This window comes from Ottowia sp. (genome assembly GCF_035444425.1).
In the GTDB taxonomy this organism is placed as follows: domain Bacteria; phylum Pseudomonadota; class Gammaproteobacteria; order Burkholderiales; family Burkholderiaceae_C; genus Ottowia.
On sequence record NZ_DAOMOQ010000001.1, the window covers coordinates 16563 to 37407 of the forward strand.

Consider the following 20845-nt stretch of genomic DNA (forward strand, 5'->3'; position numbering starts at 1 on the left):
GGCGCGACGCGCGATGGTCCAGCTGGCGCCCGCCCAGGCCGGGCTGGCGCTGCCGCTGGTTGCCCTGCAGGACGTGGGTGTGCATTTCGGTGCGGTGCGGGCGCTGCAGGGCGTCACGCTGGCGATCGCCGCCGGCGAGAGCGTGGCGCTGATCGGCGGCAACGGCTGTGGCAAGAGCACGCTGCTGCGGCTGGTGCACGGCCTCATCGCCCCCAGCACCGGCGCGCTGCAGGCGCCGCCGCGCCCGACCCAGGCCATGCTGTTCCAGCGGCCCTGGATGCTGCGCACCAGCGTGCGAAACAACATCGCCATCGGCCTGTGGCTGCGCGGGCAGCCATGGCGCGAGGCCAGGCTGCGCGCGCGATCGGCCCTCGAACGCGTGCAGATGGAGCACCTGGCCGAGCGCAGCGCCCGCAACCTGTCGGGCGGCCAGCAGCAGCGGCTGGCGCTGGCGCGCGCCTGGGCGCAGCAGCCGCAGTTGCTGCTGCTCGACGAACCCACCGCCAGCCTGGATCCGCACGCCAAGCACGAGGTCGAGGCGCTGCTGCAGGAGTTCATTCGCCCGCCCGATGATGGCGCGCCGGCGCTGACCATGGTATTTGCCAGCCACAACCTGGGCCAGGTCAAGCGGCTGGCGCGGCGCGTGGTCTACCTGGAGCGCGGGCGCGTATTGGCCGACCTGCCGGTCGAGTTGTTCTTCAACCGCGACGTGCTGCGCGCGGTCTCGCCCGAGGCTGATCTGTTTCTCAAAGGGGAGTTGCTGTGAATCCGTTCAAGTTCTTCAGGCCGGCGGTCGCCGCCCGGTCCGTGCTCGCGCTGGCCTTCGGGGCGGTGTCGTGGGCTGCGTCGGCGCAATCCATCGTGGTGGCTTCGACCACCTCGACCGAGCAGTCGGGCCTGTTCGCGCACCTGCTGCCCGAGTTCAAGAAGGCCAGCGGCATCGACGTCAAGGTGGTGGCTCTGGGCACAGGGCAGGCGCTGGATACCGGCCGGCGCGGTGATGCCGACGTGGTCTTCGTGCACGACCAGAAGGCCGAGGAGAAGTTCGTCGCCGACGGGTTCGGTCTCAAGCGCCATCCGGTGATGTACAACGACTTCATCCTCGTCGGGCCGAAGAGCGATCCGGCCGCTACCCGTGGCCAGGACATCGTCGAGGGCTTGAAGAAGCTGGCTGCTGCCAACGCGCCCTTCGTCTCGCGCGGCGACAAGAGCGGCACGCACGCGGCCGAGCTGCGCTTCTGGGATGCCGCCGGCCTGAAGGACGCCAAGGGTAGTGGCTACCGGGAGTGCGGCTGCGGCATGGGCCCGGCGCTGAACATGGCGGCCTCCACCGGCGCCTATGTGCTGGCCGATCGCGGCACCTGGCTCAACTTCAAGAACCGCGCCGACCTGGCGATCCTGGTGGAGGGCGACAAGCGTCTGTTCAACCAGTACGGCGTGATGGTGGTCAATCCGGCCAGGCACCCGCAGGTCAAGCAGGCCGAGGCGCAGCAGTTCGTCGACTGGGTGACTTCATCGGCGGGGCAGGGCGTGATCGCAAGCTACAAGATCGGCGGCGAGCAGCTGTTCTTCCCGAATGCCGACAAGTGATGCGGCGCCCGGGCGGGTTGGCCCGGCCTGCCGTCCGTGGGTCAGTCCAGCACCGCCACGCCCTTGATCTGCGCGAACACCGTCTGGCCCGGCGCCAGCGCCAGCGCCTCGGCCGACTTGCGCGTCACGCGCGCCAGCAGCGGCGCGCCGCCGGCATCCAGGGCGACCAGGGTCTGCGCCGGTCCGTCGGCGGCCAGCGAACGCACGGTGGCCGGCAGCACGTTGAGGATGCTGGTGTCGCGTGCGGCCTGCAGGGTCAGGCTGACGTCGCGCGCCTGCACGCGCAGGCGCACGCGCTCGCCCGGCTGACGCACGGCGCTGCCGGGCGCGTGCACGCATTGCACGCTGCCGCCGGCAAAGCGCACCTGCAACAGCTGGTAATCGGTGTCGAGCCGCTCGACCACGCCGTCGATCAGCGCGCCGGCCGCGTCGCCGTGTGCCAGTGCCAGATCCAGCCGCGCCATCAGCGCGCCCACCGGCCCTTGCGCCACGACGCGGCCGGCGTCCAGCACCAGCAGGTGATCGGCCAGGCGTGCCACCTCGTCGAGCGAGTGCGTGACGTACAGCATCGGGATGCGCAGCTCGCGCACCACGCGCTCGAACCAGGGCAACAGCTCGGCCTTGCGCGCCGCGTCCAGCGCCGCCAGCGGCTCGTCCATCAGCAGCAGGCGCGGGCTGGTGGCCAGCGCGCGCGCGATCGCCACGCGCTGGCGCTCGCCGCCCGACAGCTGCGCCGGGCGCCGGTCCAGCAGGTGGCCGATGCCGAGCAGCTCGACCGCCTGCGCCAGCGATATCTGGCGCGTGGCCGCCGGCACGCGACGCATGCCGAAGTCGAGGTTGCGCTGCACTGTCAGGTGCTCGAACAGGCTGGCCTCCTGGAACACCACGCCGAGCGGACGCTGGTGCGTGGGGCGCCAGATGCCGGCCGCGTCGTCCTGCCACGCGTCGCCGGCGACGACGATGCGGCCCGGCGCCGGGCGCGTCAGGCCCGCCACCGCGCGCAGCAGCGTGGTTTTGCCGCAGCCCGAGGGACCGAACACGGCGCTGACGCCGCGGCCGGGCAACTGCACGTCGACGTCGAGCGTGAACGCGGTGCCGTAGCCGACCCTGGCGCGCGCTTGCAGCGCGTCCGGCACGCCGCTTCCGGGCGCATCGGGTGTAATGGCGGTGCCTGAGCAGTCTGGCGTCATGCGGCCTTGCGTGCCTGGGTCAGGTGCAGCGTCAGCAGCACCAGGAAGCTGAACGCCAGCATGCCGCCGGCCAGCCAGTGCGCCTGTGCGTACTCAAGCGACTCGACGTGGTCGTAGACCAGCACCGAGATGGTCTGCGTGCTGCCGGGGATGTTGCCGCCGATCATCAGCACCACGCCGAACTCGCCCAGCGTGTGCGCGAAGCCCATCACGGCGCCGGTCAGGTAGCCGGGCCGCGCCAGCGGCAGCGCCACGTGCCAGAACGCGTCCAGCGGGCCGGCGCGCAGCGTGGCGGCGGCTTCGAGCGGGCGCTGGCCGATCGCCTCGAAGGCGTTGATCAGCGGCTGTACCACGAAGGGCAGCGAGTAGATGATGGAGCCGATCAGCAGGCCCCAGAAGCTGAACGACAGCAGGCCCCAGCCGAGTGCCTGGGTGAACTGGCCCAGCGGCCCGCTCGGCCCCAGCGCCAGCAGCAGGTAGAAGCCCAGCACCGTCGGCGGCAGCACCAGCGGCAACGACACCAGGGCGCGCACCGGCACCCGCAGCCAGTTCCAGCGCGGCGAGCGCCCGCGCGCGATCCACCAGGCCAGCGGCGTGCCGGCCACCAGCAGGATCAGCGTGGCCAGGACCGACAGTTCGATCGACAGGCGGATGGCGGCGAGGCCGTTGGCGTCGAGCATGGGGTGACGTCGCTTGACTCAATGATGTCGCTGTCGCGCGGCTTCGGTGGCGAAACGGCCGCGGAGGCGCGGGCGCGGGCGCGGGCGCGGGCAATTGTGCGTCATGGGCCAATGTGCCGGCACGCCATCGACGCGGCCAGCGCCGTGAGGCCGTGTCGCCGCGTCGGTGTCATGGCGCCGGGCCTCACTTCACCGCGTAGCCGAAGCTGCGGATGAATTCCTTCGACTGTGGTGTGCGCAGCAGCGCCATCCAGGCCTTGGCAGCCGGGTTGCCGGCGGCGCGCTTGAGTATCACCGCGTCCTGCACGATTGGCGCGTGGTGTTCGGCCGGTACCACCCACATCGATCCGCTCTTGAGCTTGCCGCCGTCCAGCACCTGCGACAAGGCGACGAAGCCCAGATCGGCGTTGCCGGTGGCGACGAAGTTGTAGGTCTGGCCGATGCTCTCGCCGGTCACCAGCTTCGGTGCCAGCGCGGCAGCGAGGCCCAGCTTGTCCATCGTCTGTACGGCGGCGGCACCGTAGGGCGCGTTCTTGGGGTTGGCGATAGCAAGCTTGTTGAAGCCGCCGCCCTTGAGCACCTCGCCCTGGCCGTCGACCAGATCCGGGCTGGCCGACCACAGCACCAGCTGGCCGGTGGCGTAGGTGAAGCGCGAGTCGGGCACGGCGTCGCCTTCCTTCTCGAGCCGGATCGGGCGCGCGTCGTCGGCCGCCAGCAGCACGTCGAACGGCGCGCCGTTCTTGATCTGGGTGTAGAACGCCCCGGTGGCGCCGAACGACAGCCTGGCTTCGTGCCCGGTGGTCCGGGCGAACACCTCGGCCAGCGCCTTGGCCGGTGCGGTGAAGTTGGCCGCCACGGCAACGTGCACCACTTCGGCGCGCGCGGCGATGGATAGCGCCAGGGCGGCGGCAAAGGCGAGCAGGGTGCGAATCGGTAGCGGCATGACAGGTTTCGTTATTCAACGATGGAATAGCGATTCTATGCCAATGCGGTCGGTCACGGACCGGCACAATCAGCGCATGGCCAAGCGACCGCTGTCACCCGATGCCCTGGGTTATGCCCAGGCCGACAAGCGCCTTGAAATCCTGCAACTGGTGGGCGCGCACGGCTCCATCTCGCAGGCCGCGCGCGTGGCGGGCGTCAGCTACAAGGCGGCCTGGCAGGCCATCCACACGCTGACCAACCTGGCGGGTGAGCCGCTGGTCGACAGCAGCGTGGGCGGCGCCGGCGGCGGTGGTGCCCGGCTGACGGCGGCGGGAACGCGCCTGCTGGCGGCGGCCGAGCAACTGCACAGCGCGCGCAGCGGTGTGCTGGCGCGCGTCAACGGCGCCGACAGCGTGGCCCTGGCCGGCCCGCGCACCAGCATGCGCAACCACCTGCGCGCCAGCGTGGCGCGGCTGGAGAGCGACGGCGCGCGCGACCCCATGGTGCGGGTGGTGCTGGTGCTGGCGGGCGGGGGCGAACTGGCCGCGCTCGTCACGCGCGAAAGCGCCGAGTTGCTGGGGTTGGCGCCTGGTCTGCCGGCGCTGGCGCTGTGCAAGGCCACGGCGGTGCGCATAGACCCCTCGGATGCCGCAGCGCGGGGCGCAGGCGCCAACCTGCTGCCTGGCCGCGTGCTGCGCATCTCGCGCGGCGTGCAGCGTGACGAAGTCACCATGACGCTGGCGGGCGATACCCAGCTGGTCGGCTTCACGGCGCGGCCCAACCGCCTGCGGGTTGGCAGCCGGGTGCAGGCCGCAGTGGATGAAAGCGTGGTGGTGCTGGCCCTGGCGGGGTGACGCGGCGTGGTTTGCGCTGAAGAGTGGCGGACGCCAGCCGTGGCTCACCTAGCGCAACCACCTGCATGGGTGATGGTGAATTCAAGCAGGCCGCCCTGACGCCGAGAACGGCTCACGATCCGCCGGGCCAGGGAACGGCGGCGAGGCAACCCGATGCCCGGCGCTGCCTGATGTCGTCGCCCAGCATGCGCAGCACCGAGAACACGCGCCGCCTGCCGCTGTCCAGGCCCCAGAGCCGCATGCGGCCGATGGGTTGGGAGTGCGCTCACGGCGACCCATCGTGCGGCCGCGCGGCCTTCGCGCGGCGTTGTCTCGCTCCTGGGATTGCTGACGGCGCAGTACCAAGGTGCGCCTGCCTATGCAAAATCATTTATAGGCAGGGTGCATGTCGCGCCCCCACGCAAGGAGTCTTTCATGCAAAAGGTGTTGCACCTCGATGCCGAAAAATGCACCGGCTGTCTGCAGTGCGAAATGGCCTGCTCGTTCGAGAACTACGGCATCTACTCGACCAGCAAATCACGCATCAAGGTCTTTGACTTCCATGAGACCGGCAAGAAGGTGCCCTACACCTGCACCCAGTGCGACGAGGCCTGGTGCGTGCACGCATGTCCGGTGGAAGCCACCACGGTGGACGCCGGCTCGGGCGCCAAGATCGTGCACGACGCCACCTGCGTGGGCTGCAAGGTCTGCACCGTGGCCTGCCCGTTCGGCACCATCAACTACGTGCAGGAAACCGGCAAGGTGCAGAAGTGCGACCTGTGTTTCGACAACGCCGACGGCCCGGCCTGCGCCGCCGCCTGTCCGACGGGGGCGATCACCTTCATCGACGCCAACTGGACCGGCTTGGACCGCATGCGCGCCTGGGCCGACAAGCTGGTCAATCAGACCTCTGCCGCTTGATACGTCAGCGCAAACAGCTATCAATCAAGGAGCAAAATCATGTCCTGGGCTGGAAAGATTCTCCGCGTCAACCTGACGACGGGCACCATCAAGACCGAAGCGCTGAACATGGCGTGGGCACGCGCCTACATCGGATCGCGCGGCCTCGGCACCAAGTACTACACGTCGGAGGTCGACCCCAGGATCGACCCGCTGGCGCCCGAGAACAAGCTGATCTGGGCCACCGGCCCGCTCACGGGCACCATGGCCTCGACCGGCGGGCGCTACACCGTCATCACCAAGGGACCGCTCACCGGCGCCATCGCCTGCTCCAACTCGGGCGGCTACTGGGGTGCCGAGCTGAAGTTTGCCGGCTGGGACATGATCATCTTCGAGGGCAAGTCGCCCAAGCCGGTGTGGCTCTACATCCAGGACGACAAGGTGGAACTGCGCGACGCCGCCGGGCTGTGGGGCAAGAGCGTGTGGGACACCGAGGCCATCATCAAGAAGGAACTGCAGGATCCGCAGGTGCGCATCTCCAGCATCGGCCGCACGGGTGAGAACGGCGTGCTGTTTGCCGCCGTGATGAACGACCTGCACCGCGCGGCTGGCCGCTCGGGCGTGGGCGCCGTCATGGGCAGCAAGAACCTGAAGGCGATTGCCGTGCGCGGCACCCTGGGCGTGGGCAACGTGCGCGATCCCAAGGCCTTCATGAAGGAGACCATGGAGCGCAAGAAGATCCTGGCCGAGAACCCCGTCACCGGCGATGGCCTGCCCACGCACGGCACGCAGGTGCTGATGAACGTGATCAACGAGATCGGTGCGCTGCCCACACGCAACCACCGCGACGTGCAGTTCGAGGAGGCTGACGCCATCAGCGCCGAGGCCATGCGCCGCCCGCGCGAGAGCGACGGCAAGGCACAGTTGGTGACCAACCAGGCCTGCTTTGGCTGCACCATCGCCTGCGGGCGCATCAGCAAGCAGGACGCGAATCACTTCAGCGTGAGGGGCAAGCCGCGCTACCACCACGCCACCGGCGGGCTGGAATACGAAGCCGCCTGGGCGCTGGGCGCCGCCAACGGCGTAGGCGATCTGGAGGCGCTGCAGTACGTCAACCAGCTGTGCAACGAAGAAGGCATGGACCCGATCAGCCTGGGCGCCACGCTGGGCGCGGCGTTAGAGCTATACGAGATGGGCGTGCTGACCAAGGAGCAGTTCGGCATCGAGGCGCCCTTCGGCTCGGCCAAGGCGCTGGTGCAGCTGGTGGAAGACACCATCGCCGGCCAGGGCTTCGGCAAGGAGATCGGCCAGGGCTCCAAGCGGCTGACGGCCAAGTTCGGCCACCCCGAGTTGTCGATGTCGGCCAAGGGCCTGGAATTTCCGGCCTACGACGGTCGTGCCCTGCAGGGCATTGGCCTGGCCTACGCCACCAGCAACCGCGGCGGCTGCCACCTGCGCGGCTACACCGTCGCGTCGGAGGTGATGGGCATCCCCGTCAAGACCGACCCCACCGCCACCGAGGGCAAGCCCGAGCTGGTCAAGGCGTTCCAGGACGCCACGGCGGCGTTCGACTCGGCCGGCCTGTGCGTGTTCACCACCTTCGCCTGGAGCCTGCCCGACCTGGCGCCGCAACTGCAGGCCGCCTGCGACGAGGCCTACACGGTGGAAGAGCTGTCGCTGATCGGCGAGCGCATCTGGAACATGGAGCGCGAGTTCAACAACGCCGCCGGCTTCACCAAGGCCGACGACACGCTGCCCAAGCGCCTGAAGACCGAAGCCGCCAAGGTCGGCGGATCGAAGGGCCAGGTCAGCAAGGTGGACGAGATGATGCCGAAGTACTACGAAGTGCGCGGCTGGGACAGCGAAGGTCGTCCGACGCCTGAGACCAAGGCGCGCTTGGGGCTGTGAGGTATTGCTCCCTCTTCCCTTGGGAAGAGGGAGCAAACGAGCCGAGGGGCGGCTTCCATCAGCGGAGCAGTCACCACATTCGTAGCATCGAGGGCTTCCTATGCACCACGTCATCCTCGGCGCCGGCCCGGCCGGCGTCATCGCCGCCGAAACCCTGCGCAAGGCCGCGCCGGCCGACACCATCACCCTGGTCGGTGGCGAGGCCGAGGCGCCTTACTCGCGCATGGCCATCCCCTACCTGATCGCCGGCAACGTGGCCGAATCGGGCACGCACCTGCGCCATGACAGCGACCATTTCAAGCAGTTGCGCATCGACCAGATCCAGGCCAAGGCCCTGTGCATTGAGCCAGCCGACCACCGCGTGGTGCTCGACAATGGCCAGACGGTGACCTACGACCGCCTCCTGATCGCCACCGGCTCCAACCCCGTGCGCCTGTCGGTGCCGGGCGGCGACAGCGAGGGCGTGTTCAACTGCTGGACGCTGGCCGACGCGCGCGCCATCATGGAGCGCGTGCAGCCCGGCGTGCGCGTGGTGCAGACGGGCGCCGGCTTCATCGGCGCCATCATCATGGAATCACTGCGCCGGCGCGGCGCCAGGATGACGATGGTGGCCAAGGGCAACCGCATGGTGCCGCGCATGATGGGCGAGGTGGCCGGCGGCATGATCCTCGACTGGTGCCGCGCGCAGGGCGTGGAGGTCGTCACCGAGGCGGTGTTCGAGCGCATCGAGCCCGCCCAGGCCGGCCGGCCCATGAAGGTGCACCTGAGCAACGGCCAGGTCATCGAGGCCGACGTCATCATCAGCTCCACCGGCGTGCGCCCGTCCATCGCTTTCCTTGAAAGCAGCGGCGTGACCACCAAGAGCGGCGTGCTCACCGACAGCCGCATGCGCACCATCGTGGACGGCATCTTCGCCGCCGGCGACTGCGCCGAGGCCTTCGACAAGGCCAGCGGCAAGCCCGTGGTCAGCGCCATCCAGCCCAACGCGGCCGACCAAGCGCGCGTGGCCGCGCTCAACATGCTGGGCCAGGCGGCTGAGCTGAAGAGCGTGCCCACGCTCAACGTGCTCGACACCATGGGCCTGATCTCGGCCAGCTTCGGCCACTGGCAGGGCGTGCCGGCGGAGCAGAGCGGCTCGCACGCCGACCTGACCGACCAGGGTGGCCTGCGCCACCTGAACCTGCAGTTCCAGGATGACGTACTGATCGGCGCCAACGCCATCAACTGGACCGAGCACGTGGGCGTGCTGCGCGGGCTGATCGACGGCAAGGTGAAGCTCGGTGCCTGGAAGGACCGCCTGCAGGACGACCCCACGCAGCTCATGCCTGCCTACCTGGCCTGCGCGCAGGCGCAGGGCCAGTGGAACGGCGCCGGCGATGCGCGGCGCCGGTGATGCCATTCTGTTGATGGCTATGGGCACTTCTCTGATGGCGCCTGCGGCTTGATTTCCTTCTGAACCACGCATGCGCATCACTTTCAAGCTCTTCGCCACGCTGGGCGACTACCTGCCGCCCGAGGTCAAGCCCGGCAACGTGATGACGCTGGACGTCGCTCCCACCGACAGCATCGCGCAGATCATCGCGCCCTTTCACCTGCCACCGCATCTGGTGCACATCGTGCTGGTCAACGGCAGCTACATCGCGCCCGAGGACCGTGCCACGCGCACCCTGCAGGAAGGCGATGCGCTGGCCGTCTGGCCGCCGATTGCCGGGGGGTAATGACGGCGGAGATGCCCGAGCGCTTCGAGCGCGAGGTGGCGGACAGCGAGGCGGAGTGGCTGCGTCTGCTGCCGCAGGCGCTGGGTTCGCATCCGTGGCAGCGTGAAGCCTCATCCGTACGTGTGGCGATCGGCGAAGGCTGTTTGGCGATCACGTGGATGTCGCTGCCGTCGCGCCGCATCGCACTGCTTCAACTGCCGACGCTGCGCGTTGCCTTCCAGTTCGACGGTGTGCCGATCGAGGCGCGCAACGCCTTCATGCAGCACTTCGACCTGCACATGCACCGGGGTGGCGGATAGCCTCAGTCATCGTCGTCGTCATGATTCTTGCGCTTGGTGCCGCGACGGCGGTCGGTGCGATCCGCCGAGGCTGCGTCCGAGTCGCCGCTGTCCCGCGCGGCCGCACGGGACTCGACGTTCGACTGACCCTGGATCGCGTCCAGGGTGCGTGGACCCAGCGCCACGGCGAGCGCCACGGTGGCAAGAAGAACGATCAGCGTGGCTTTCATGGCGGTGACTCCTTTCCGCAACCAATCGGCTCAGCGTGGGGCGGCGCATCAGCGCAGCTCGAACGCCTCCGCATGCACGCGCCGCGGGCTCTGGCCCATGGCCTTCAGCCCTGACTCGATGGCCTCGCGCAGACCGGTCGGCCCGCAGTAGAACAACTCGGCATCGCGCAGCGCGAAGGGCGCCAGGCCGGCCAGCTTCTGCGCCGTCAGCCGACCGTCCTCGGCGCTGGCGACGATGTGCAGCGTGAAGCCGGGATGGCGCGCAGCGATGGAGGCCAGCCGCTCGGCGGCGAAGGCTTCGGCCCGGGTCGCCACCGCCCAGACCAGGGTGATCTGCTGCCGGTCCGCATCGGTCAGGCTTTCGGCCCAGGCCAGGAAGGGCGTGATGCCGATGCCGCCGGCCAGCCATACCTGCCGTGGCACCCGCTTGCGGAACACGAAGCGGCCGTAGGGCCCGTCGATCTTGATGCGCTGGCCGGGCGCCAGCTGATCCGGCAGGTGCCGGGTCCAGCCGCCCAGGGCCTTGATGCCGAAGCGCAGGCTGCCGTCCGCCGTGGGGGCGCTGGCGATGGTGAAGGGGTGCGGCTCGGCCATGCCGGCGCCGGTGGCCGAGACGAAGGCGAACTGCCCGGGGCGCCAGTGCATCGGCCGGCCTTCGGGGCGCAGCGTCATTTCGGCCACCGTGCCATGGCGCTCGACGCGCTCGACCACGAAGCTGCGTGGGCGCAGCAGGGGCGCGATGAACTGCGTGTACAGCCAGGCGGCGATGCCGGCCAGGCTCAGGGCGTTCAGGTACAGGCCCAGCGCGCCGCTGAGGTCGGCCGGCTTGTCGACGGCGAGCTGGTGGAACGCCACCACGGCAAACAGCAGGCCGGTGAAGCGGTGGCTGAAGCGCCAGATCGGCCACGGCAGCTCCAGCCGGGTGAACGGAATGCGCTTGAACCAGCTGATCAGGAGCAGTCCGATGAAGCCGTTGAGCGCGATCTCGCCCAGGTCGGAGGCGAACTCGCCGGTCCGGGTTTCGCGCACGAAGCCCTCCAGTTCCGGCTCGATCGTGTTGTGGCCGATCATCAGCGCCAGCGCGGAGATGCCCAGCCACTTGTGCACCACGTACATGCGGTCGAGCCCGCCGAACAGGGGTTCGGCCAGCGACGGACGTGCGGCGAGCATCAGCGAAACGCTCATGGCGGCGATCGACGCCGCGCCCATGGCGATGCCCAGCGCGGGGCCGCTGCCGTAGGGCGCGTAGGTCTGCAGGCCGAGCATGGCGGCGGCCAGCACGATCAGCGTGGCCAGGACGGGACCGATCGATTTCATCGCGTCCGGCGCGAAGTACATGGGCCCGCCGTGCCGTGTGGGGGTCGGCCGGCGGGGTGCTTGCCCGCCGGATGGCGTGGTGACGCCGGGCCAGGAGGAGAGCAGACGATTTTTCATGCGGGCAAGTCTGGCTGGTCCAGATGAACCCCGTCTTAAGCCGGGCCCGCGTGTGGCCCTGCGGTGAGCCCGTCCAGTCGCGCTTCGCCCCCACGCCGGGGAACGGCGGCCAGCACCGGATGGCAGCCTTGCGCCGCTACCTGGCGATCAGCAGCGCCACGGTCTTGATGCCGACGAAAGTCAGCGCCAGCGAACCCAGCAGGTGCAGCGCGATGGTGGCCAGCGCCTGTCCCCAGCGGTCGGCCAGCATCATCTCGACCACTTCGGCGCTGAAACTGGAGAAGGTGGTCAGCGCGCCCAGAAAGCCGGTCACGATCAGCAGGCGCCAGAGCGGGTCCAGATCGGCGTGGTGCGCCCAGGCCAGGATCAGACCGATCAGGTAGCCGCCGATCAGGTTGGCGGCCAGCGTGCCCCAGGGCATCCAGGCGTGCGGGTGGTTCAGCCACAGGCCGAACTGCCAGCGCAGCAGCGCACCGGCGCTGGCGCCCAGGCAGATGGCGAGAACGACATGCATGGCCAGCCCGCGTCGGTGCCTAGTGTCAGAACGGCGGGCCGTCGTCGGCCTCAACCGCCACCGGCGTGCGCGCGGCGGCGGGTGCCGCATGGGTGGCCGGCGGCGCCTGGTCGCTGACAGCGGTGGTTGCGGCCTCGCCGCCCAGCGCCTCGATCAGGTCGGTGATCAGCGCGCCCAGCTCGCCGGTGGCCAGCGCCACATCGGCGTCGAAGCGGTCCTCGTCGGTGGTCTTCGGACCGTCCTCGAACACACCTTCCTGGAAAGCGATTTTCTTCAGCTGCAGCGCCTGTGTCAGCACGAAGCCCACGCGGCCGCTCCAGCCCAGCGCCAGCCGGGTCGGCAGCTTGCCCTCGGTGATGTGCTGGCGCACTTCCTCGGTCTGCAGCGGGTGGCGGGTGAACTTGATGACAGCCGGCTCGTCGCCGCTGCCCTTCAGCTCGCACTCGCGTTCGATGTTGAAGGCGTGCGGCAGGGCGTCGCCCTCGGGGTCGGCCAGCCAGGCGGCCATGGCGGCCTGCGGCGAGGTGGCGGTCTGCAGCAGCCCGATGCCGAAGCCCTTGCCGGCCACCCGCACCAGGCTGGTGATGAGCTCGTCGGCCTTGCCCTGCGCGCCGGCATCCAGCACCAGCAGGCGGGTGCGCGGGTTCAGCCACACGGTGACCTGGCTGCGGCGCGGGAAAGCCTGAGGCAGCAGCGCGATCAGGGCGTCGTCGCGCAGGTCGCGCAGCTCCTTCTTGCCGGGCTTACGGCCGCTGGTCTTCTCGATCGCATCTACCGCCTCCTGCACCTTGCGGCGCACCGCGTCGCCCGGCACCGACTTGGTCTCGATGACGAAGCGGGCGATCCACTGACCGTCCACGGTCTCGACCAGCGCGCCATGCTCGTCGCCGCGCGGCGCCACCCAGCCGCTGGATTTCTGCTGCGCGGCGTCGCATTCCGCGAACGGCTCGCCGGCGATGGCCTCTTCCCATTGCGCTGCCGACTGCGGCCAGTCGGGGCTCAGGCGGTACAGCATCAGATTCTTGAACACGTCTTATGGCTCTCCAAACAATCCGGCCCGCGCATCAGGCGGGCCGGTCAGGATCATAGGGCCTGGTGCCTGTTCACATGTGACTTGGCATCCAGGTGGCGATCTGCGGGAAGAACCACAGCAGCAGCACCATGATGCACATCAGGAAGAAGAACGGCATCGTGACGCGCGCGATGTAGCCGATGTCCTTCTTGGTCATGCCCTGCAGCACGAACAGGTTGAAGCCGACCGGCGGCGTGATCTGCGCCATCTCGACCACGATGACGACGAAGACGCCGAACCAGATCATGTCGAAGCCGGCTGCCTGCACCGTCGGCAGCAGCACGCCCATGGTCAGCACCACCATCGAGATGCCGTCCAGGAAACAGCCCAGCAGGATGTAGAACGCCGCCAGCGCCAGCATCAGCATGAAGGGCGACAGGCCCAGGCCGCTGATCCACTCGGCCAACTCGCGCGGCAGGCCGATGTAGCCCATGGACAGGGTCAGGAAGGCGGCGCCGGCCAGGATCAGCGCGATCATGCAGTACAGGCGCGTGGCGCCCATCAGCGACAGCGTGAAGGTCTGCCAGTTCAGGCTGCCCTGCACCGCGGACAGCAGCAGGGCACCGACCACGCCCACGGCGGCGGCCTCGGTGGCGGTGGCGATGCCGGCGTAGATCGAGCCCAGCACCGCCGCGATCAGCAGCACCACCGGGATCAGGTGGCGCGACTCGTGCAGCTTCTGGCGCCAGGACAGGCGCTGATCGGGCTGCGGCACCTGGTCGGGATGCAGCAGCGCCCACACCATCAGGTAGCCGGAGAACAGCGTCGCCAGCAGGATGCCCGGGATGACGCCGCCGATGAACAGCTTGGCGATCGACACGTCGGCGGCGACGCCGTAGACGATCATGATGATCGAGGGCGGGATCAACAGGCCCAGCGTGCCGGCGCCGGCCAGCGAACCGATCGTGATGTGGTCGGGGTAGCCGCGCTGGGCCAGTTCGGGCAGCGACATGCGGCCGATGGTGGCGCAGGTGGCGGCCGACGAGCCCGACACGGCGGCGAAGATGGCGCAGCCGATCACGTTGGTGTGCAGCAGGCGCCCCGGCAGCCAGGTGACCCAGGGCGCCAGGCCGCGGAACATGCTTTCCGACAGGCGGGTGCGAAACAGGATTTCGCCCATCCAGACGAACAGCGGCAGGGCGGTGAGCGTCCATGATGAGGACGAACCCCAGATCGTCACCGCCATCGCGTCGCCGGCCGGCCGGGCCGAAAACAGCTGCATGCCGATCCAGGCCACGCCGGTCAGCGCCAGGCCGATCCATACGCCGCTGCCGAGCAGCGCGAACAGCGAGACGATCAGCAACCCGGTGATGGCGAAGTCACTCATGGTGCTGCGCTTCCTCGTCGTGTTCGTCGGGCTGGCGGCGGTGCGTGATCTCCAGCACCCATTCGTCGACGAAGGCGACGAACAACAGCACGGTGCCCACCGCCATGCCGATCTGCGGGATCCACAGCGGCGTGGCGTCGTTGGCGGTGGAGATGTCGTTGAACAGGTGCGACTGCCACACCAGCCGGCACGAATAGAAGGCAAACAGGCCGGCCAGCAGGGTCGCCACCGCCAGCGACCACAGTTCCAGTGCGCGCCGCGTGCGGCCGGCGAAGCGGCCGATGACCAGCGTCACGCGGATGTGCTCGCGCTTCTTCAGCGTGTGCGCCAGCGCCAGGAAACCGGCTGCCGCCATGCTGTAGCCGGCGTAGGCGTCGGTGCCGGGCAGGTGGAAGTTCAGCAGCCGGCCCAGGATCGAGGTCAGCACCATGGCCAGCACGCCGATCATGGCCAGCGCCGCCAGCCAAGCCGCGGCATCGTAGAAGAAGTCGAGCAATCGGCGCATGAGCCTGGGGAGGACAGGGACGGGGCAGGAGCACCAGCCACGTTCCCACGCGTCAATCGACGGGGGTCAACGTGGCGAAGTCATGTCGGCCTGGCGGCCGCGGAGCAGGCCAAGCCAGCGAACGCCATCGCCCATACTCACAGGCGACTGGCGTTGTCCCCTCCTGCCGGAGAGGAGGGAAGTGCCAACAGGCGCTCCGGGAACCGCATCATTTCCGATACGCATCGACCACGGCCTTGCCTTCGGCCCCGGCCTTGTCGAGCCATTCCTTCAGCATGGTCTCGCCGACCTTCTGCATGTCGGCCTTGAGCTGGGCCGACGGCGGGTAGATGGTCATGCCGTTCTTCTTCAGCAGGTCGAGGTACTCGCCGGTCTTCTTCTCGCTGGTGGCCCAGCCGCGCTTCTCGGCCTCGGCGGCGGCCTTCAGCAGGCCGTCCTGGGTTGCCTTGTCGAGCGCGTCGAAGGCCTTCTTGTTGGCGATCACCGCGTTCTTCGGCAGCCAGGCCTGGGTGTCGGCGAAGAACTTCAGGTGCTCGTAGGTCTTGGTGTCGTAGCCGGTCGAGCCCGAGGTCATGAAGGATTCGACCACGCCGGTGGCCATGGCCTGCGACAGCTCCGCCTGCTGGATCGTCACCGGCTGCGCGCCGACCAGTTCACCGATGCGGGCCGTCGCCGGGCTGTAGGCGCGCCATTTGACGCCCTTCAGGTCGGCCGCGCTGTCGAGTTGCTTCTTGCTGTAGATGCCCTGCGGCGGCCAGGCCACGGAATACAGCAGCATCATGCCCTGTTCGCCCAGCTTCTTGTTGAGCGCGGCCTTGCTGGCCTGGTAGAGCTTCTGGGATTCGGCGTAGCTGGTGGCCAGGAACGGAATCCCGTCCAGTCCCCACAGCGGCCATTCGTTCTGGAAGTTGACCAGCAGGATCTCGCCGGCCTGCGCCTGGCCGCCCTGCACGGCGCGCTTGATCTCCGGCGCCTTGAACAGCGAGGCGTTGTCGTGGATCTGGATCTTGAGCTTGCCGCCGGTCGCCGCATCGACGTCCTTGGCGAACTGGACCAGGTTCTCGGTGTGGAAGTTGCTGGCCGGGTAGGCGCCGGGTAGATCCCACTTGGTCTGCGCACCGGCGCTGGCGGCGAGGCCGGTGGCGCACAGGCCGATCAGGGTGTTCAGGGTACGTCGCTTCAACATCATGCAAACTCCTTGAGAGATGAGGACAGTGAGCCGAGGATAGGCCGCGGCGGCGCATCGGCCGAGAGTGGAAACCAGTACCGGCCCGGCGGCGCACCGATCCCGCTGCGTGCTTGAAGTCTAAGAACGCTTCCGATAAAGTGTCAATAAATTATCTACAAATTACACGTTAATTCGGGAATACCCTGATGGTCAGCAAATCGGCCGAGCGAGCCGGCAAATCGGCGGGCGGCGGCATCGTGTCGTCGTCGCACCTGGTGTCGCCGCGCAGCGTCGAGGCGTCGGAATTCGAGTTCGGCATGATCGTGGCCTGGAACGCCTTCAGCCGCTGGATGGTGCGCTGCATGGCCGCCGCCGGCGTGCCCGACCTGACGGTGACCGACGTGCTGGTGTTGCACCACGTGAATCACCGGGCACGCCACAAGAAGCTGGCCGACATCTGCTTCGTGCTGAACTACGAGGACACCCATGTGGTCGCCTACGCGCTCAAGAAATTGGTGGCCGCCGGACTGCTGTGCACCGACAAGGCGGGCAAGGACGTGTTCTACCTGCCCACCGCCGAGGGCGAGGCTGCCGTGCGGCGCTACCGCGAGGTGCGCGAGGCCTGCCTGATGGACAACCTGGACCCGCAGCTCAACCCCGACCTGGGCGAACTGGCGCGCCTGCTGCGCACCATGTCGGGCCTGTACGACCAGGCGGCGCGCGCGGCGACGTCGCTGTAGCCTGCGCCATGGTCTTACCGATCCGCTCAAACAGCCGGGCGCGAAGAACGCAAGAGAAATCCATGTTCTTCCGAGCTGTTTCGCGTCCTTCGTGTCCGGCTGTTGGCTTTTTCGATTCTCTGCTGAACCATGAACACACAAGCATCCCCCGCCCGCTGGCAGTTCTGGATCGACCGCGGCGGCACCTTCACCGACATCGTGGCCCGGCGCCCAGACGGCGGCATCGTCACGCACAAGCTGCTGTCGGACAACCCCGAGCAGTACGCCGACGCGGCGGTGGCCGGCATCCGCCACCTGCTGAAATTGCAAGCGGATGAGCTGATCACGCCGGAGCTGGTCGAGTGCGTCAAGATGGGCACCACGGTGGCCACCAACGCGCTGCTCGAGCGCAAGGGTGAACCGACGCTGCTGGTGACCACACGCGGCTTTCGCGACGGCCTGCGCATCGCCTACCAGAACCGACCGCGCCTGTTCGACCGCCACATCGTGCTGCCAGAACTGCTCTACAGCGCCGTGGTCGAGGCCGAGGAGCGCGTCGGCGCGCGCGGCGAACTGGTGCAGGCGCTGGACGAGGCGCGGCTGAAGGCGGACCTGCTGGCCCAGCACGCCAGCGGCCTGCGCAGCGTGGCGATCGTGTTCATGCACGGCTACCGCTACCCCGAGCATGAACAGGCGGCGGCGCGCATCGCGCGCGAGGTCGGCTTCACGCAGGTCTCGACCTCGCACGAGACCAGCCCGATGATGAAGTTCGTCAGCCGCGGCGACACCACCGTGGTCGATGCCTACCTGTCGCCGATCCTGCGCCGCTACGTCGAGCGGGTGGCGGCCGAGATGCCGGGCGTGCGGCTGTTCTTCATGCAGTCCTCGGGCGGCCTGACCGACGCGCTGGTGTTCCAGGGCAAGGACGCGATCCTGTCGGGGCCGGCCGGCGGCATCGTCGGCATGGCCCGTACCGCCGAGATCGCCGGGCAGGGTAGGGTGATCGGCTTCGACATGGGCGGCACCTCGACTGACGTCAGCCACTACGCGGGCCAGTTCGAGCGTGAGTTCGAGACCCAGGTCGCCGGCGTGCGCATGCGCGCACCGATGATGAGCATCCACACGGTGGCGGCCGGCGGCGGCTCGATCCTGCAGTTCGACGGTGCGCGCTTCCGTGTCGGACCCGAGAGCGCCGGCGCCAACCCCGGGCCGGCCAGCTACCGGCGTGGCGGGCCGCTGACGCTGACCGATGCCAATGTGATGGTCGGCAAGGTCCAGCCGGCGCATTTCCCCAAGGTGTTCGGCCCGGCCGCCGACGAGGCGCTGGATGCCGAGGCGGCGCATGCGAAGTTCGCCGAGATCGCCACCCACGAAGAAGCCGGCGGCCGTATGCCCGAGGAGGTGGCGCACGGCTTCATCCAGATCGCTGTGCAGCAGATGGCCAATGCGATCAAGAAAATCAGCGTGGCGCGCGGCTACGACGTCACGCGCTACACCTTGCAGTGCTTCGGCGGCGCTGGCGGCCAGCACGCCTGCGGCGTGGCCGACGCGCTCGGCATGACGCGCGTGCTGGTGCACCCGCTGGCCGGCGTGCTGTCGGCCTACGGCATGGGCCTGGCGGACCAGAACGTCATGCGCGAAACCGCGGTGGAACTGCCGTTGCTGGTCGACCACGTGCCGCAGTTGCGCGACACGCTGAGCGAGCTGGCGCTGGCGGCGCAGCAGGAGCTGGAGCGTCAGCAGGTCAGCCGTGGCGACGTCCATGTGCACCGCCGCGCCCACGTGCGCTACGAGGGCACGGATTCGGCGCTGATCGTGCCGTTTCCGCACCTGCACGCCGGCCACACCAGCGACGCCGGCGTGATGCATGCGATCACGCGCGCTTTCGAGGCCGCCTACCGCCAGCGCTTCGCCTTCCTGATGGAGGGCAAGGCGCTGATCGTCGAGGCGGTGTCGGTCGAGGCAGTGGTGACCGGCGATGCGCCAACCGAGCAGGCGCACCCGCTGCATCCCGAACGCGAGGTCCCGTGCTGCGACCGTGTGCGCATGTATGTCGCCGGCACCGATGGCCAGCCGGGCTGGCACGACACCGCGCTGATCCAGCGCGCCGACCTGCGGCCAGGCGACGCGATCGACGGCCCGGCCATCATCGCCGAGCAGAATGCCACCACCGTGGTCGAGCCCGGCTGGCGCGCCTGTCTCACCGCCTTCGATCACATCGTGCTGGAGCGCACCACGCCGCGCGCCATCCGGTACGCGGCCGGCACCGCCGTCGATCCGGTGCTGCTGGAGGTGTTCAACAACCTGTTCATGAACATCGCCGAGCAGATGGGCCTGCAGCTGCAGAACACCGCCTACTCGGTCAACATCAAGGAGCGGTTGGATTTTTCCTGCGCGCTGTTCGACGCCGATGGCAACCTGATCGCCAACGCGCCGCACATGCCGGTGCACCTGGGCTCGATGGGCGAGAGCATCAAGACCGTGATCGCCCGCAACCGCGGCGACATGCAGCGCGGCGACGTCTACGTGCTGAACGATCCGTACCACGGCGGCACGCACCTGCCGGATATCACGGTGATCACGCCGGTGTACCTCGAGGGCAGGGACGAGCCGATCTTCTACGTCGGCAGCCGCGGTCACCACGCCGATGTCGGCGGCATCTCGCCCGGCTCGATGCCGCCGTTCTCGACCCGCATCGAGGAGGAGGGCGTGCAGATCGACAACGTCAAGCTGGTCGACCGCGGCGTGCTGCAGGAGCGCAGCATGCTGGAGCTGCTGGCCAGCGGCGAATACCCCAGCCGCAACCCGCAGCAGAACCTGGCCGACCTGAAGGCGCAGATCGCCGCCAACGAAAAGGGCGTGCAGGAGCTGCGCAAGATGGTCCAGCAGTTCGGCCTCGACGTGGTGCAGGCCTACATGCAGCACGTGCAGGACAACGCGGAGGAAAGCGTGCGCCGCGCCATCACCAAGCTGGCGGCGCGCATGCAGGGCGGCAAGTTCACGCTGCCGCTGGACAACGGCGCGCAGATCCAGGTGGCGGTCCGCATCGACGGCGAGGCGCGCACTGCCAGGGTTGACTTCACCGGCACCTCGCCGCAGCAGAGCAACAACTTCAACGCCCCGACGGCGGTCTGCATGGCGGCGGTGCTGTACGTGTTCCGTATGTTGGTCGACGACGACATCCCGCTCAACGCCGGCTGCCTGAAGCCGATCGAGGTGGTGATCCCCGAGGGCAGCATGCTGCGCCCGAACCCGCCGGCCAGCGTGGTGGCGGGCAACGTCGAGACCTCGACTTGCATCACCAACACCATCATCGGCGCGTTGGGCCTGATGGGCGCCAGCCAGTGCACGGTGAACAACTTCACCTTCGGCAACGCGCAGTACCAGTACTACGAGACCATCTCGGGCGGCTCCGGTGCCGGCGGTGAATTCGACGACAGCGGCCGACTGGTCGGCGGCTTTCCGGGCACCAGCGTGGTGCAGACGCACATGACCAACTCGCGCATGACCGACCCCGAGGTGCTGGAGTGGCGCTTTCCGGTGCGTCTGGAAAGCTATGAGATCCGCGCCGGTTCAGGCGGCCAGGGCCGCTGGAACGGCGGCGACGGCGGTGTGCGCCGCGTGCGCTTCCTGGAGCCGATGACCGCCAGCATCCTCAGCAACGGCCGCGAGCGCGGCGCCTTCGGCATGGCCGGCGGCGGCCCCGGCATGGTCGGCATCAACCGGGTGCTGCGCGCGGACGGCCAGGTGGAGGAACTGGCGCATATCGGCAGCGCCGAGATGCAGTCGGGCGACATCTTCGAGATCCACACGCCGGGTGGCGGCGGGTTCGGCAGCGCTGCTTGACGACGTGCG

At 68.8% G+C, this 20845-nt stretch carries 20 protein-coding genes; 10 read left to right on the forward strand and 10 right to left on the reverse strand.

Annotation, left to right across the window (positions count from 1 at the left end; genetic code table 11):
• Window positions 1-13: 13 nt before the first annotated feature.
• Together PK606_RS00090 and PK606_RS00095 are read left to right on the forward strand one after the other, a co-directional pair.
• Window positions 14-766, forward strand: coding sequence for an ATP-binding cassette domain-containing protein (locus PK606_RS00090; protein ID WP_502920763.1), 753 nt, complete (start codon window positions 14-16; stop codon window positions 764-766).
• A 41-nt stretch (window positions 767-807) separates the two neighbouring features.
• Window positions 808-1590, forward strand: a complete 783-nt coding sequence (locus PK606_RS00095; protein WP_324559622.1) for an ABC transporter substrate-binding protein — start codon at window positions 808-810, stop codon at window positions 1588-1590.
• Window positions 1591-1631: 41 nt separating this feature from the next.
• On the opposite strand, the gene modC is transcribed toward PK606_RS00095, so the two are convergent.
• The 3 genes from modC to modA all read right to left on the reverse strand — a co-directional run bounded on the left by modC (window position 1632) and on the right by modA (window position 4403).
• Entirely contained in the window at window positions 1632-2780 is a 1149-nt protein-coding gene (gene modC / locus PK606_RS00100; RefSeq protein WP_324559286.1) for a molybdenum ABC transporter ATP-binding protein, read from the reverse strand.
• On the reverse strand, window positions 2777-3460 hold the full coding sequence (modB, locus tag PK606_RS00105; protein ID WP_324559288.1) for a molybdate ABC transporter permease subunit: 684 nt from the start codon (window positions 3458-3460) through the stop codon (window positions 2777-2779). The genes modC and modB overlap by 4 nt, the downstream gene beginning before the upstream one ends.
• A 184-nt stretch (window positions 3461-3644) precedes the next feature.
• Window positions 3645-4403 (reverse strand): molybdate ABC transporter substrate-binding protein, encoded by a 759-nt coding sequence (gene modA, locus PK606_RS00110; protein ID WP_324559290.1) that lies wholly within the window; start codon window positions 4401-4403, stop codon window positions 3645-3647.
• A 76-nt stretch (window positions 4404-4479) separates the two neighbouring features.
• Here modA and PK606_RS00115 point away from each other — a divergent pair, with 76 nt between their 5' ends.
• The 6 genes from PK606_RS00115 (at window position 4480) to PK606_RS00140 (ending at window position 10042) form a co-directional block, all read left to right on the forward strand.
• Entirely contained in the window at window positions 4480-5238 is a 759-nt protein-coding gene (locus PK606_RS00115) for a TOBE domain-containing protein (protein WP_324559291.1), read from the forward strand.
• 414 nt (window positions 5239-5652) lie between these two features.
• Window positions 5653-6138: a 4Fe-4S dicluster domain-containing protein gene (locus tag PK606_RS00120; RefSeq protein WP_324559293.1), complete on the forward strand. Its 486-nt coding sequence runs from the start codon at window positions 5653-5655 to the stop codon at window positions 6136-6138.
• Between the two features lie 39 nt (window positions 6139-6177).
• Entirely contained in the window at window positions 6178-8025 is a 1848-nt protein-coding gene (locus tag PK606_RS00125) for an aldehyde ferredoxin oxidoreductase family protein (protein ID WP_324559295.1), read from the forward strand.
• A gap of 100 nt (window positions 8026-8125) precedes the next feature.
• Window positions 8126-9418, forward strand: a complete 1293-nt coding sequence (locus tag PK606_RS00130; RefSeq protein WP_324559297.1) for an NAD(P)/FAD-dependent oxidoreductase — start codon at window positions 8126-8128, stop codon at window positions 9416-9418.
• Window positions 9419-9488: 70 nt separating this feature from the next.
• Window positions 9489-9743 carry a sulfur carrier protein ThiS gene (gene thiS / locus PK606_RS00135; RefSeq protein WP_324559299.1) on the forward strand — a complete coding sequence of 85 codons (255 nt, stop codon included), beginning with the start codon at window positions 9489-9491 and terminating at the stop codon, window positions 9741-9743.
• A gap of 11 nt (window positions 9744-9754) precedes the next feature.
• Window positions 9755-10042 carry a hypothetical protein gene (locus tag PK606_RS00140; RefSeq protein WP_324559301.1) on the forward strand — a complete coding sequence of 96 codons (288 nt, stop codon included), beginning with the start codon at window positions 9755-9757 and terminating at the stop codon, window positions 10040-10042.
• A gap of 2 nt (window positions 10043-10044) precedes the next feature.
• Here PK606_RS00140 and PK606_RS00145 read toward each other — a convergent pair whose 3' ends face one another.
• From PK606_RS00145 to PK606_RS00175, 7 genes are all read right to left on the reverse strand, one after another.
• On the reverse strand, window positions 10045-10251 hold the full coding sequence (locus PK606_RS00145; RefSeq protein ID WP_324559302.1) for a hypothetical protein: 207 nt from the start codon (window positions 10249-10251) through the stop codon (window positions 10045-10047).
• Window positions 10252-10299: 48 nt separating this feature from the next.
• Entirely contained in the window at window positions 10300-11685 is a 1386-nt protein-coding gene (locus PK606_RS00150; RefSeq protein ID WP_324559304.1) for a ferredoxin reductase family protein, read from the reverse strand.
• Between the two features lie 136 nt (window positions 11686-11821).
• Window positions 11822-12199, reverse strand: a complete 378-nt coding sequence (gene crcB / locus PK606_RS00155) for a fluoride efflux transporter CrcB (RefSeq protein ID WP_324559306.1) — start codon at window positions 12197-12199, stop codon at window positions 11822-11824.
• A 25-nt stretch (window positions 12200-12224) separates the two neighbouring features.
• A complete protein-coding gene (locus tag PK606_RS00160) occupies window positions 12225-13229 on the reverse strand; it encodes a recombination-associated protein RdgC (protein ID WP_324559308.1) in 1005 nt (334 codons plus the stop codon).
• A 73-nt stretch (window positions 13230-13302) separates the two neighbouring features.
• Window positions 13303-14598 (reverse strand): TRAP transporter large permease, encoded by a 1296-nt coding sequence (locus PK606_RS00165; RefSeq protein ID WP_324559310.1) that lies wholly within the window; start codon window positions 14596-14598, stop codon window positions 13303-13305.
• Window positions 14591-15103, reverse strand: coding sequence for a TRAP transporter small permease (locus PK606_RS00170; protein WP_324559312.1), 513 nt, complete (start codon window positions 15101-15103; stop codon window positions 14591-14593). The genes PK606_RS00165 and PK606_RS00170 overlap by 8 nt, the downstream gene beginning before the upstream one ends.
• A 208-nt stretch (window positions 15104-15311) precedes the next feature.
• Window positions 15312-16289 (reverse strand): TRAP transporter substrate-binding protein, encoded by a 978-nt coding sequence (locus PK606_RS00175; RefSeq protein WP_324559314.1) that lies wholly within the window; start codon window positions 16287-16289, stop codon window positions 15312-15314.
• A 188-nt stretch (window positions 16290-16477) separates the two neighbouring features.
• On the opposite strand from PK606_RS00175, the gene PK606_RS00180 reads away from it, so the two are divergent.
• Together PK606_RS00180 and PK606_RS00185 are read left to right on the forward strand one after the other, a co-directional pair.
• Window positions 16478-17011 (forward strand): winged helix DNA-binding protein, encoded by a 534-nt coding sequence (locus PK606_RS00180; protein ID WP_324559316.1) that lies wholly within the window; start codon window positions 16478-16480, stop codon window positions 17009-17011.
• A 129-nt stretch (window positions 17012-17140) separates the two neighbouring features.
• Window positions 17141-20836: a hydantoinase B/oxoprolinase family protein gene (locus PK606_RS00185; RefSeq protein WP_324559318.1), complete on the forward strand. Its 3696-nt coding sequence runs from the start codon at window positions 17141-17143 to the stop codon at window positions 20834-20836.
• Window positions 20837-20845: the final 9 nt, after the last annotated feature.